The 13,026-nt window shown below is 71.5% G+C and carries 13 protein-coding genes; 3 read left to right on the top strand and 10 right to left on the bottom strand.

Features of this window, described 5'->3' with window-relative positions:
* Positions 1-8 precede the first annotated feature (8 nt).
* From AC3CCI_RS11685 to AC3CCI_RS11655, 7 genes are all read right to left on the bottom strand, one after another.
* Positions 9-1,022 (bottom strand): sugar phosphate isomerase/epimerase family protein, encoded by a 1,014-nt coding sequence (locus AC3CCI_RS11685; RefSeq protein WP_488627300.1) that lies wholly within the window; start codon positions 1,020-1,022, stop codon positions 9-11.
* 54 nt (positions 1,023-1,076) lie between these two features.
* Positions 1,077-2,159 (bottom strand): Gfo/Idh/MocA family protein, encoded by a 1,083-nt coding sequence (locus AC3CCI_RS11680; RefSeq protein WP_488627299.1) that lies wholly within the window; start codon positions 2,157-2,159, stop codon positions 1,077-1,079.
* Between the two features lie 86 nt (positions 2,160-2,245).
* On the bottom strand, positions 2,246-3,085 hold the full coding sequence (locus tag AC3CCI_RS11675) for a carbohydrate ABC transporter permease (protein WP_056257769.1): 840 nt from the start codon (positions 3,083-3,085) through the stop codon (positions 2,246-2,248).
* Positions 3,078-4,073, bottom strand: coding sequence for a carbohydrate ABC transporter permease (locus tag AC3CCI_RS11670; RefSeq protein WP_354593207.1), 996 nt, complete (start codon positions 4,071-4,073; stop codon positions 3,078-3,080). The genes AC3CCI_RS11675 and AC3CCI_RS11670 overlap by 8 nt, the downstream gene beginning before the upstream one ends.
* Before the next feature lie 76 nt (positions 4,074-4,149).
* A complete protein-coding gene (locus tag AC3CCI_RS11665; RefSeq protein WP_354593208.1) occupies positions 4,150-5,475 on the bottom strand; it encodes an ABC transporter substrate-binding protein in 1,326 nt (441 codons plus the stop codon).
* 205 nt (positions 5,476-5,680) lie between these two features.
* Positions 5,681-6,829: a Gfo/Idh/MocA family protein gene (locus AC3CCI_RS11660; protein WP_488627298.1), complete on the bottom strand. Its 1,149-nt coding sequence runs from the start codon at positions 6,827-6,829 to the stop codon at positions 5,681-5,683.
* Positions 6,826-7,569 (bottom strand): sugar phosphate isomerase/epimerase family protein, encoded by a 744-nt coding sequence (locus AC3CCI_RS11655; RefSeq protein ID WP_488627297.1) that lies wholly within the window; start codon positions 7,567-7,569, stop codon positions 6,826-6,828. The genes AC3CCI_RS11660 and AC3CCI_RS11655 overlap by 4 nt, the downstream gene beginning before the upstream one ends.
* Positions 7,570-7,786: 217 nt before the next feature.
* Between AC3CCI_RS11655 and AC3CCI_RS11650 the strand changes: the two genes are divergently transcribed.
* Together AC3CCI_RS11650 and AC3CCI_RS11645 are read left to right on the top strand one after the other, a co-directional pair.
* On the top strand, positions 7,787-8,977 hold the full coding sequence (locus tag AC3CCI_RS11650) for an ROK family transcriptional regulator (RefSeq protein WP_488627296.1): 1,191 nt from the start codon (positions 7,787-7,789) through the stop codon (positions 8,975-8,977).
* Positions 8,978-9,065: 88 nt separating this feature from the next.
* Positions 9,066-9,803, top strand: a complete 738-nt coding sequence (locus AC3CCI_RS11645; protein WP_488627295.1) for a YqaJ viral recombinase family protein — start codon at positions 9,066-9,068, stop codon at positions 9,801-9,803.
* Here AC3CCI_RS11645 and AC3CCI_RS11640 read toward each other — a convergent pair.
* Entirely contained in the window at positions 9,785-10,471 is a 687-nt protein-coding gene (locus AC3CCI_RS11640; RefSeq protein WP_488627294.1) for a Pr6Pr family membrane protein, read from the bottom strand. The genes AC3CCI_RS11645 and AC3CCI_RS11640 overlap by 19 nt on opposite strands.
* A 159-nt stretch (positions 10,472-10,630) precedes the next feature.
* Here AC3CCI_RS11640 and AC3CCI_RS11635 point away from each other — a divergent pair, with 159 nt between their 5' ends.
* The gene (locus tag AC3CCI_RS11635) at positions 10,631-11,584 is read left to right on the top strand and encodes an NADP-dependent oxidoreductase (RefSeq protein WP_488627293.1); all 954 of its coding nucleotides are present in this window, start codon (positions 10,631-10,633) and stop codon (positions 11,582-11,584) included.
* Positions 11,585-11,621: 37 nt separating this feature from the next.
* Here the strand turns inward: AC3CCI_RS11635 and AC3CCI_RS11630 are convergent, their stop codons facing one another.
* Together AC3CCI_RS11630 and rplA are read right to left on the bottom strand one after the other, a co-directional pair.
* The gene (locus tag AC3CCI_RS11630) at positions 11,622-12,161 is read right to left on the bottom strand and encodes a GNAT family N-acetyltransferase (RefSeq protein ID WP_488627292.1); all 540 of its coding nucleotides are present in this window, start codon (positions 12,159-12,161) and stop codon (positions 11,622-11,624) included.
* Between the two features lie 135 nt (positions 12,162-12,296).
* Positions 12,297-12,986, bottom strand: coding sequence for a 50S ribosomal protein L1 (rplA, locus tag AC3CCI_RS11625; RefSeq protein ID WP_354593215.1), 690 nt, complete (start codon positions 12,984-12,986; stop codon positions 12,297-12,299).
* Positions 12,987-13,026: the final 40 nt, after the last annotated feature.

Here is a 13,026-nt window from a genome sequence, read left to right as displayed (position 1 = left end):
GTCTGCCGTCACTGGTTCGAGAAGGCGGCGTCGAAGGAGGCGCTCGGCCGCTGCCAGAGCAGCGACCGGACGTACGCCAGCGCCTCGGGGGCGCCGTGCAGGCGGTCCATGCCGGCGTCCTCCCACTCGATCGAGATCGGGCCGTCGTAGCCGATGGAGTCGAGGGCACGGAAGGCGTCCTCCCAGTGCATGTCGCCGTGACCCGTCGAGACGAAGTCCCAGCCGCGGCGCGGGTCGCCCCAGGGCAGGTGCGACCCGAGCACGCCCGACCGGCCGGTGGGCGGCTTGATGCGGGTGTCCTTGCAGTCGACGTGGAAGATCCGGTCGGCGAAGTCGGTGATGAACGACACGGTGTCGACGCCCTGCCAGAGCATGTGCGACGGGTCCCAGTTGAAGCCGAACGCCGACCGGTGGCCGATGGCCTCGAGGGTCCGGACGCTCGTCCAGTGGTCGTAGGCGATCTCGCTCGGGTGCACCTCGTGGGCGAACCGGACGCCCTCGGCGTCGAACACGTCGAGGATGGGGTTCCAGCGGTCGGCGAAGTCCTGGTAACCGGCGTCGATGACGCTCGCCGGCACCGGCGGGAACATCGCGACGTACGGCCAGATCTTCGACCCGGTGAAGCCGACGACGGTGTCGACGCCCATCTTGCGGGCGACGCGCGCCGCGCGCTTCATGTCCTCGGCGGCCCGCCGTCGGACGCCCTCGGGCTCGCCGTCGCCCCAGGTGGACGGCCGCACGATCGCTTGGTGCCGGAAGTCGATCGGGTCGTCGCAGACCGCCTGGCCGGTCAGGTGGTTCGAGATCGCCCAGACGCGCAGGCCGTGCCGGTCGAGCACGTCGAGGCGCGAGCGCAGGTAGGCGTCGTCCTGGTCGGCGCGCTCGAGGTCGAGGTGGTCGCCCGAGGCGGCGATCTCGAGGCCGTCGTACCCCCAGCCGGCGGCGAGCGCCGCGACCTCGTCGAACGGCAGGTCGGCCCACTGGCCGGTGAACAGGGTGACGGGGCGCGAGCTCTCGGTCATGGGGTCCTTCCAGGGTGCGGCGGTGCGGGGGACGGCGACGGCGGGTGGGCGGGGTCAGGGCAGCTCGACCCACGTGCGCGCGGCGGCGGACGCGAGGACGGCCTCGGTCACCCGCACGGCGCGGAGGCCGTCGGCGAACGTGGGCAGCCCCTCGGGCGAACCCCCGCGGACGGCGTCGTGCGCGTCGCGGACGAACCCCGCGAAGGCGTCGACGTAGCCCATCGGGTGCCCGGCGGGCACGGTGGACAACCGCGCGGCGTCGGGAGCGAGCACCGCGGCGTCGCGGGCGACGAGCTGGGTGCCCGAGCGGCGACCGACCCAGAGCGTCTCGGGCTCCTCCTGCGAGAACTCGAGGCTCTCGGCCGTGCCCGACAGGTCGAGCAGGAGGCGGTTCTTGCGACCCGGCGCCACCTGCGACACGAAGAGGGTGCCGATCGCACCGCGGGCCGTCTCGAACACGACGGCCGCCTCGTCCTCGGTGTCGACCGACGAACCGCCGCGGTGCGCGTGCACCGTCCGGGTCGTCGAGGTCAGCCGGGCCAGTCGGTCGCCCAGGACGAACTCGAGCAGGTCGACCAGGTGGCTGCCGATGTCGGCGAAGGCCCGCGACGGGCCGCCCGCCGCCGAGTCGACGCGCCAGTCGACGTCGGTGCTGTCCAGCAGCCAGTCCTGCAGGTACGAGCCCCGCACGCTCAGCACGCGGCCCGCCTCGCCCGAGGCGACGCGTGCCCGCGCCTCGCGGACCATCGGGTGGTACCGGTAGACGAAGGGCACCGCACCGACCAGGCGCCCGGCGCGAGCGGCGGCGACCAGGGCCTCCGCCTCGGCGGACGAGGTCGCGAGCGGCTTCTCGCAGACGACGTGCTTGCCGGCGGCGAGCGCCGCCAGCGCGACCGGGGCGTGCGTGGCGTTCGGCGAGCAGACGTGGACGACGTCGACGCCGGGGTCGGTCACCAGGTCGTCGACGCTCTCGTGCGCCGTGTCGACGCCGAGCACCCCCGCCGCCCTGGCCGCGCTCGACGCGCTCGACGAGGCCAGGGCGACCACCCGGGCGCCGGCCGACCGTGCGGCCCCGGCGTGCACGCGGGCCATGAAGCCGCCGCCCACGATGCCGACGCGGAGGGGTTCGACCGGCACCGCGCCTCCTCGGCTCGGCGTGGTCCGCCCGGCCGGGCCGGCGGTGGCGCCCACCGGCTCCACCGCCGTGGCCACGGCCGGCTCCGTCACTTCACGGCCCCCGACGACAGCCCGGTGATCAGGTGTTTCTGGACGAGCATGAAGCCGATCAGGACGGGCAGCGAGACGACGACCGAGGCCGCCATCAGCTGGTTCCAGTAGACGTCCTGCTGCGAGGCGTAGGCGCGGAGGCCGATCGAGAGCGTCCTGGTGTCCTTGCTCGTGAGCACCGAGGCGAAGAGCACCTCGCCCCAGGCCGTGATGAAGGCGTAGACCGCGACGGCGATGATGCCGGGCTTCGCGACCGGGATCACGACGCGGAACAGCGCACCGAGGCGACCCGTGCCGTCGATCATCGAGGCCTCCTCGAGCTCTTTCGGGATCGACGCGAAGTAGCCCGTCAGCATCCAGATCGAGAACGGCAGCGAGAAGGTCATGTACGTGATGATCAGGCCGAGGTAGCTGCCGGTCAGCTGCACGCCGACCGTCCGCTGGATCTGCACGAAGATCAGGAACAGCGGCAGCAGGAACAGGATGCCCGGGAACATCTGCGTCGAGAGCACGACCAGGCTGAAGCTGCGCTGGCCCTTGAACCGCAGGCGGGCCAGCGAGTACGCCGCCAGCACGGCCATCGCGACCGAGAGCACCGTGGCCGAGATTGTGACGATCAGGCTGTTCTTGAAGTACGAGGCGAGCGGCACGGTCTGCCAGATCTGCACGTACGGTTCGAGCGTCACCCGGCTGGGGATCCAGGTGAAGAGCCCCTGGACGTCGGCGAGCGGCTTGATCGAGGTCGTCAGCACCACGTAGAGCGGCACGACCACCACGAGCGACAGGAAGGCCAGCCCGAAGAAGCGGAAGACCTTGAACCCACGGGTCTCAATCATCGTGTTGTCCCTTCGGCAGAACCATGCGGATGTAGAACGCCGACGCGATCAGCAGCACGACCAGGAGCATGACGCTCATGGCACCGCCGAGGCCGAAGTTCCAGTTGTTGAACGACTGCTGGTAGATCAACGGCGAGATGAGGGTCGCCTGCTCGGGCGAGGCCGGGCCGAAGAGCACGTAGGGCACGTTGAACTGGTTGAAGATCCACAGGCTCATGATCAGCAGCAGCACGGCGTTGGCCGGCTTGACCATGGGCAGGGTGATCTGCGTGAACTGCTTCCAGAGGCTGGCGCCGTCGAGGCTGGCGGCCTCGTAGACGTCGCCCGGGATGTTCTGCAGCGCGGCGAGCAGCATGAGGAAGGCGAACGGCCAGAACTGCCAGGCCGTCACGATGACGATGGCCCAGAACGAGTTGCCGCCGAGCAACCAGAAGGGGCGGTCCTGCAGGATGCCCAGGTCGTCGACCAGGAACCGGTTGATCGCCCCGTCGCGCTGGTTGAACATGAAGGCCCAGGCGATGGTGCCGACGTACGAGGGCAGCGCGTAGGGCACGAGGAAGAGCGTGCGCAGGATGCCGCGGCCCTTGAACGAGCTGGTGAGCAGCACGGCACCCAGCATGCCCATGCTCCACGCGATGGCGACGACGATGACCGTGAAGAGCACGGTGCGACCGAGGGCGCCGTAGAGCTGGGCCGCGATCGGCGAGCTGGGGTCGAGGGCGGTGACGAAGTTGCGCAGGCCGACGAAGGGCGCGTTGACCCAGTTGGCGATGCTGAGCTGGTTGAGGGTGATGAAGGCGATCCACACGCCGAGCACCATCGGGACGATGTGGACGAGCAGTTCGGCGAGGGCGGCCGGGGCCACGAGCAGGTAGGCGAGCGGCGAGCGGTGCTTCTTGCGCTTCGCGGGCTCGAGCGGGGCCTGCTGGTGCGGGTCGGGCGGCAGGTCCTCGACGGCGGTGGCGGGGGGCAGGACGTTGACGGTCATGAGGGTCCTCTCGGGGCCTCGACGGGGGCGGCCGGTCGCTCGGACCGACCGCCCCCACCGGTGGCGGTGGGACGGGCTACTGACCCGAGCTCATCTGACTGTTCGCGTCCTCGAGGGCCGACTCGACGTCGGACTCGCTGACGGAACCGCCCTGGGCTGCGGTGGCGAGGAGGTTCTTGATCGCGGTGCCGACCAAGGTCTCCATCTGCCCCTCTGAGGGGTAGAGGGGCATCGGCTGGGCGTGGTCGGCGAGCGTGACCTGCTTCAGCTTGATGGTGTCCGACTGGAACGCCGGGTCGTCGTACGCGCTCGTGACCACGGGCAGCGAGCTGAACGACTTGTTGAGGTAGACCTGCTCGGAGTCGCTCGTCAGGTGCTTGACGAAGTCGATCGCGGCGGCCTTGTTGTCGCTGTTCTCGAACACGCTGACGTTGATGCCGGCCACGTGGCTCTGGGTGCCCAGCAGCCCGGTGGCGTCGGCGGACTCCATCGGCACCGGCGCGGCCGCGTAGTCCGTGAAGTCACGGGCGGCGAGGTTGGCGTCGGGGGCCTGGTCGAAGAACATGGCCGCCTTGCCGTCGGCGAAGGTCGCCGCCATGTCGGAACCGTTGACGCTCTCGGCGTCCGAGGGCGAGACCACCTTGTCGACGGCCATCAGGTCGACCCACTCCTTGACGCCCTTCACGACGCCGTCGTTGCCGAAGTCCGGGTTGCCGTCGGAGTCGTAGAGCGCCCCGTCGTTCTGCAGGCCGCGGACGAACGCCTGGTGCGAGTTGTTCGAGATGCTCGACCCGGCCATCGTCACGCCCCACTGGTCGATGGTGCCGTCGCCGTCGGTGTCCACCGTCAGCTTCTTGGCGTCCTCGACGAACTCGTCCCACGTGGCGGGCGGCGTCGTGATGCCGGCCGCCTCGAACATGGCCGTGTTGTAGTACAGCGAGTAGGCGAGCCCGTACAGCGGGATCGACGTGGGGGCCTGACCCTCGGCGCCACCGGTGGCGAAGCTGGACTGCACGAAGCGGTCCTGGCCGCCGACCTGGTCGAGGGCGTCGCCCTCCCACGGCACGAACGCACCGCTGGACTGCAGCGACACCGCCCAGGTGTTGCCGATGTTGAGCACGTCGGGCCCCTCGCCGCTCGAGACGGCGGTGAGGATGCGGTTGTAGAGGTCGGACCACGGGATGACCTCGAGGTCGACCTTGACCCCGGTCTCCTCCGTGTAGCGGTCGATGCTCTCCTGCAGGATCTCGGCGTCCTTCTCGACCGTCGGGGCCTGGTTGCTGGCCCAGTAGGTGATGGTGTCGGAGTCGCCGCTGCCGCCCGAGGCGCTGCAGGCGGTCATCGATCCGACCGAGAGGGCTCCGACCGCGAGGGCGGCGAGCCAACGGAACTTCGTTTGCATGACTTCTCCTGGTGTCTCTTCTTCGAGATTTCTCTTCATCGAGTGGGGGAAGGGGTGGTGCGTGGTGCTGTGTCGTGCGGGTGGTGCTGTGTCGTGCGGGTGGTGCTGTGTCGTGCGGGTGGTGCTGTGTGGTGCGGGTGGTGCGCTCGGGGGCGGGTGGGGAGGCGCGGTGCCGGCGTCGAGGAGGCGCCGGCACCGCACCGGGTCAGCCGAGGGTCGGGACGGAGGGGTCCCAGCTCTCGGGCAGTTCGGGTGTCGGCTCGAGGGTCGACTCGACGCGGACGCTCTCGTCGCGCTCGGCGGACTCGGCCAACGAGACCATGACGTCGAGGACGTGGAAGGCGAGTTCGCCGGGCACGCGTTCGCGGCGTCCCTCGCGGATCGCCTGGGCGAGCTCGGCGACGCCGGTGCCGCGCGTGAAGGTCGAACCCGTCGCGGCGACGACCGCGGGTTCGTCGGTGCCGGTGTGCACCGTCGTGTCGCCCTCGAACTCGTTCGGGTCGGGGAACACGGCGGTCCCCTCGGTGCCGGCGATCTCGACGAAGCCGGCCCGGGCGAGCTTCGAGTCGAAGCTGAAGACGGCCTGCGCGCTGGCCCCGCTCTCGAACTGCAGCAGGGCGCTGACGTGCGTCGGCACCTCGACGGGGAAGACCGTGCCGGCCTTCGGGCCCGAACCGATCACGCGGCTGTCGCGCGCCTTCGAGGCCGTCGCCGTGACCTTGGCGACGGGACCGAAGACCTGCACCAGCGTGGTCAGGTAGTACGGGCCGACGTCGAACATGGGGCCGGCGCCGTGGGCGAAGAGGAACTCGGGGCTCGGGTGCCACGACTCGGGCCCTGGCACCTGGAAGAGCGCCAGTCCGGTGAGCGGCGTGCCGATGTCGCCGCGCGCGACGACCCGCAGGCCCGTCTGCAGTCCGGCGCCGAGGAAGGTGTCGGGGGCGACGGCCACCCGGACGCCGGCCTCCTTCGCCGCGGCGAGGAGGCGCGCGCCGCTCTCGCGGTCGAGCGCGTACGGCTTCTCGCCCCAGACGTGCTTGCCGGCGGCGACGGCCTGGAGGGCGACCTCGACGTGGGCCGCGGGGATCGTCAGGTTGACGACGATCTCGACCTCGTCGAGGGCGAGCAGCTCGGCGACGGTTCCGCTGCCGGGGACGCCCCACTTCTCGGCCTGGGCCGCGGCGCGGTCCTGGTCGATGTCGGCGACGAACAGGACCTTTAGGTCGGGGAACCGGGTCAGGTTGCCGAGGTACTGGTCGCTGATCACCCCGGCGCCGATGACGCCGACGCCGACCGGGCCGGTCCTGCCGTCGGAGGCCACGGCGGGCCGGGAGGCGGTGGTCACGTCGCTCACGCGCGCACCCCCTGCAAGAACTCGAGGCTGTCGGCCAGGGCCGTGAACACGTCGCCGGCGTGGTCGTCGAGCTCGACGACCGGCGTGGCCTGACGCGCGGCCTGCAGGATGTCGCGGACCGGCATCGAGCCGCGGCCCACGGCGACCTGCTCGACGTCGTTCTTGTTCTTCGGGCCGTCCTTCACGTGGAGGAACTGCACCTTTTCGCCCAGGCGGGCCAGCAGCTCGGCCGCGTCCACGCCGCCGACCTCGACCCAGTAGGTGTCGATCTCGAGCACGACGTTCGCGGGCAGCGCCGCGGCGAACACCTCGAGGGCGGGGGTGCCGTCGATGAGGTTCTCGAGTTCGAACGCGTGGTTGTGGTAGCCGATGGTGAGGTCGTGGACCGCGGCCGCGTCGGCGATGCCGCCGAGCTCCGCCGCGATCGCCTCGACGTCCTCGCGGGTGACCCACCGGGTCTCGTCGATGTGCGGGTCGATGATCGTGCCGACGCCGAGGCGGGTGGCGGCGGCGAAGATCGGCTCGAGGTCCTTGCCGATCAGGCCGACGTGCGCGCTGGGCGCGGTGAGCCCGGCGGCCGGCAGGGCCTCGGCGTACTCGTCGACGCGGTCGACGAACGCGTAGGGCTCGACCTGGGTGTAGCCGAGGTCGGCGATGCGCTGCAGGGTGCCGGGCAGGTCGGCGGCGATGGCGTCTCTGACCGTGTAGAGCTGGACCGAGATCGGGCTTGCGGTGGTCACCAGGGGTGTCTCCTCTTCCGAGTGGATGTGCGGCGGTGACGAGCACCGTCGGGGACTCTCAGCGGTCGAGCCGTCGACCGGTCACCCCCGGAAGAGTGGCGGTCGGCGTCGACCGAGACTCACCATAGGACCGCTTCTGTCGACCCGCAAGCAAAAGTCGTCGTTTTTTCGGCGGGCTTCTCTCGGCCGCCGTCGAGCCCTGTGGTTTACTGCTGCCATGTCCGACACGACGCGGTCGTCTGCCCTCGGCAGCACCGGGGCCAGCGAGATCTTCCAGCTGCTCCGCGACGGCGCGCCGCGCACCCGCGCCGAGCTGGCGGCGATGACCGGTCTCGCCCGGTCGACCATCGGCCTGCGCCTCGACGTCCTCGCCGAACTGGGGCTCGTCGGCCCCTTCGCCGACGCCGTCTCGACCGGCGGGCGACCGCCCTCGCGGGTCGCCCTCATCCCCTCGGCCCGGGTCGTGCTGGCCGCCGACTTCGGGGCCGGCCACGTCAACCTCGCCCTCACCGACCTCATGGGGGTCGAGCTGACCAGCGACCGCCGCCTGATCGACATCGCCGACGGGCCCGAGGCCACCCTGGGGGGCATGGTGACCGGGGCCGACGCCCTGCTCGACCGACTCGGACGCACCCGCGACGACCTCATCGGCGTCGGCATCGGGCTGCCCGGCCCCGTCCAGTTCGGCACGGGCCGACCCGTCAACCCGCCGATCATGCCCGGCTGGGACGGCTTCGACGTGCCGGGCTGGGTGCGCCGCCACCTCGACGTGCCGGTCCTCGTCGACAACGACGTCAACATCATGGCCCTCGGCGAACGCAGCCACGCGTGGCCCGGCACCGACCACTTCCTCTTCGTGAAGGTCGCGACCGGCATCGGCTCGGGCATCATCTCGGGCGGGCGCCTGCAGCGCGGGGCGCAGGGCATCGCGGGTGACATCGGCCACGTGCAGATCCCCCGCGGGGCCGGGGTCGTCTGCCACTGCGGCAACGTCGGCTGCCTCGAGGCCGTCGCCTCCGGCCCGGCCCTCGCCGCGTCGCTGCGGGCCCTGGGCCACGACTGCGAGGGCGGCCGCCAGGTCGTCGAGCTCGTCCGGGCGGGCAACCTCGACGCCGTGCAGGCCGTGCGTCAGGCCGGTCGCGACCTCGGCGAGGTGCTGACCGCCTGCGTCAACATGATCAACCCGTCGGTCATCGCGATCGGCGGCTCGATGGCCCAGGCCGGCGAGCACCTCCTGGCCGGCGTCCGCGAGGTCGTCTACCAGCGGTCGATGCCGCTGGCGACCGAGCACCTGAGCATCGTCCCGTCGCGGGCGGGCGACCGGGCCGGCCTCATGGGGGCGAGCATGCTCGCCATCCACCACGCGCTCTCCCCCGCCGCCATCGACGAGCTCGCCGCCGCCGTCTGACCGGCCGCGCCCGGCTCGTGCCCCTCGTCCGCGACACGGGGAGGCGCGGGTGTCGTCCTCGCGCCCGTCACGAGGGACAATGGTCACCATGACCGTCGTCCAACCCATGCTCGCCCTGTGGGACGACGACGAGCCGACGACCCCCGCCGCGCCTCCTGCCCACCTGTCGCGCGTGCTGGCCGACTCGTCCGATCGCATCGCCTGGCTGCGGGCCCGCAGCCAGGGCATCACGGCGACCGACGTCGCCCGACTGTCGAGCCCCCGGGCCGTGCAGGCCGTCGTGCTCGACAAGCTCTACGGCAACGGCTTCGGCGGCAACGCCTACACCGACCACGGCCGGGCCCGCGAGCCCGAGATCGCGCGGTGGGTGCTGCAGCGACACGGCATCGAGGCGAGCCAGAAGCTGTTCCACGCGTCCGGCGAGCGACGGCACCTGGCCACGCCCGACGGCGTGACCGTCCGCGCCGACGGCACCGTCGAGCTGTGCGAGATCAAGACCACGAAGAAGGCCTGGTCGTCGATCCCCCGGTCGTACCTGCGCCAGGTCGCCTGGCAGCAGTACGTGCTGGGGGCCGAGCGCACGCTCGTGGTGTGGGAGCAACACGCGGACTTCGTGCCCGTCCACGGCGACCCGCAGTGCCGCTGGGTCGAACGCGACGAGGACGAGATCCACCGCCTGGTGGCCCTTGCCGACCAAGTGCTCGACACGCTCGCCCGGCAGGCCCCCGTCGACCCGTTCGCCCCGGGCGGCCGGTCGTCGGCACCGCCGCCGCCGTTCGACGCCTACGAGGCGTACGAACCGCCGCCCTACGACCCGCTGCGCTGAGGACCGCTGCGCCGAGGGCCGCTGCGCTGAGGATCGGCGCGACGGGGCGCCTGCCGGTCGGGGTCGAGCAGGCGGAGCCGTGAGGCCGCGACGACGAGGGCGCCGATCGCACCGACCGCGACGGTGATGCCGACGCACCAGAGGGCGACGCCGCCGCCGCCGAGCGTCGCGACGTCGAGGAACGGGTACGGGACGAAATCGGCGCCGCGCGCGAGCACGACCACCACCCAGACCAGCGGGAACGCCAGGAACTGCCACACCCGCCGCCACGGCTGGCGGTCGCGGTCGGCGAAGACGATCCAGTCGAGCACGGCGTAGAGCGGGATCACCCGGTGGTAGACGTCGCTCACCCAGGGCACCGTGTACGGGTCGGTCGAGGGGAGCCCGGCGAGCACCAGGTTGAAGACCAGGCCGGTCAGGGCGATGTACGTCGTGGCCCCGGCCCGCAGGGCGACCGTCCAGCGCGGTGGCCTCGCCCGCCGCAGCACCGTGAAGGCCCCGACGAGCAGGGCGACCAGCACGATCAGGTTGCTCTGCACGGTGAAGTAGCCGAAGAAGTCGACGAACCGGTACCCGGGGTCGCGCAGGCTGCTCTCCCACTGGGTGACGACCGCCACCAGGACGGCCACGGCCGCCGCGACGCGCAGGACGGCGACCGATGCTCTCATGAGCACACCGTACCCATCGTTTCCCGGTCGGTGACACCCGCGAAACACGGGTGACTCATGCGTCCCGTTGACTGGCGTCACCACAGCGCCGGAGCCACGGCGCACACGAGCCGACAGGGGCCCCCGATGGACAGGACGATGCACACGACGATGCGTGCCATGGTGATCGAACGGACCGGCGGCCCCGAGCAGCTCGTCGCCGCCGACGTGCCCTACCCGCAGCGCGTGAACGCCGAGGTGCTCGTGCGCGTCGTCGCGGCCGGCGTCAACCGGTTCGACCTCGAGACCCGCGCCGGCCGCGGCGACAGCGGCGCCATCCCGACCTTCCCGGCCGTGCTCGGCCACGACTTCAGCGGCGTCGTCGTCGAGACGCCGTACGCGGCCCATCCGCTCCGCCCCGGCGACGCCGTCTACGGCATGGCCCCGTGCCCGAGGTCCGGCGGCAGCTACGCCGAGTACATCAGCGTCCCGTCGCTGTCGGTGGCCCGGAAGCCCACGACGTTGTCGCACGTCGAGGCGGCGGCCGTGCCCCTCGCGGCGTTGACGGCGTGGGGCATGGTCGTCGACGTCGCCAAGGCCCACGAGGGGCAGCGCCTGCTGATCAACGCCGGGGCCGGCGGCGTCGGGCACTTCGCCGTGCAGTTCGCCTCGTACTTCGGCGCGCACGTCGTCGCGACGGGCTCACAGGCGAACTCGGCCTGGTTGCGAGAGCTCGGGGCGGCCGAGGTGGTCGACTACGGCGCCGCCGACGTCGACCGGAGCATCCGCCAGGTCGACGCCGTCATCGACCTGCTCGACGACGACGCCGAGGCCGACCGTGCCCTGCGGCTGCTGCGGCCCGGTGGTCTCGCCGTCCACGCCCCGCTGGCCTCCGGCGCCGCCTTCGCCGAGAAGGCGGCCCGAGCCGGCATACGCTCGACCGGCTTCGCGGTCTCACCGGACGGCGCGACGCTGGCGATCATCTCCCGCCTGCTCGACTCGGGAGACGTGCGCGTCTACGTCGACGAGGTCTACGACCTGGCCGACGCGTGCGAGGCCCACACGCGCCTCGAGCGGTCGCACACCCGCGGCAAGCTCGTCCTGCGCGTCGCCGACGACACCGAGGCCGCCTGACCCGCCTCGTCGACGCCGGCGGGCGCGGGCGGTGCGCCTAGAGACGCCGTTCGAGGACGAAGTCCTGCTGCAGGTCGTCACCGAGGGCGAAGGTCTTCGTGCCGACGCGCCCGAGCCCGTGCTTGGCGTAGAAGCGCAGCGCCCGCTCGTTCTGCTGGTTGACGCCGAGCCACACCGAGGAGGCGCCGGTCGCGCGGGCTGCCTCGATGGTCGCGGCCATCAGCGTCGACGCCGTTCCCGTGCCGTGACCCTGCGGCATGACGTAGAACTTGCTCAGCTCCACCGTGGGCCGCGACGCGACGACGGCCGAGACGTCGGCGTCGTCGGGGTCGCCCGTGACCATCATGCTGTAGCCGAGGGCGGCACCCCTGGCCGTCGGGTCCACGGCGAGCAGGACGATCCGCGAGTCGTCGGCGAGGTAGCGCGTGAACGCGTCCTCGGACAGCACGGTGGTGACCACCCTCGCGATGTCGGCGAGGTCGGACCCGGGCGGGCAGGCCAGGGGGAACGTCACCGCGGCGACCTCGGCGAGCAGGGCGGCGTCGGACGGGGTGGCGGGGCGCACGGTGACGGTCATCTGCCCATGGTGCCCCACCCGCGCCTCCTCACCCGACCGCATGGCGCCGCCTCGCCGCACGGTGGCACGACGAAGGCCGCCCCACCCGAGGGTGGGACGGCCTGCGTGCGACGGTTCGTCGAGGGTCGGTGCGACCTAGAAGACGTTGATGTCGAGGGGGATGCCGGGACCGAAGGTCGTCGACAGCGTGCCCTTGGTGATGTAGCGGCCCTTGGACGAGGACGGCTTGAGGCGGACGACCTCGTCGAGCGCGGCGTCGAGGTTCGAGTTCAGCTGCTCTTCGGTGAAGCCGGCCTTGCCGATCACGAAGTGGACGTTCGCGTGCTTGTCGACACGGAACTCGATCTTGCCGCCCTTGATGTCGTTGACGGCCTGGGCGACGTTGGGGGTCACGGTGCCGGTCTTGGGGTTGGGCATGAGGCCACGGGGGCCGAGCACCTTGCCGAGACGACCGACCTTGCCCATGAGCTCGGGGGTCGAGACGGCCGAGTCGAACGACGTGTAGCCGCCGGCGACCTTCTCGATGAGCTCGTCGCCACCGACCTCGTCGGCACCGGCCGCGATGGCGGCCTCGGCCGCGGCACCCGTCGCGAAGACGATGACGCGGGCGGTCTTGCCCGTGCCGTGCGGCAGGATGACGGTGCCGCGCACCATCTGGTCGGCCTTGCGGGGGTCGACGCCGAGCTTCAGCGCGACCTCGACGGTCGAGTCGAACTTCTTCGAACCGGTCTCACGAGCGACGGCGACGGCCTCGCTGGTGCTGTAGAACTTGCCTGCCTCGATCTTCTCGGCAGCGGCGCGGTACGCCTTGGACTTCTGAGCCATGTTGGACCTCTTCGTACTGGGGACGTGGTAGCGAGCCTGG

This window comes from Frigoribacterium sp. CF331, assembly GCF_057787905.1.
This window is presented reverse-complemented; position numbering and strand designations above follow the sequence as displayed.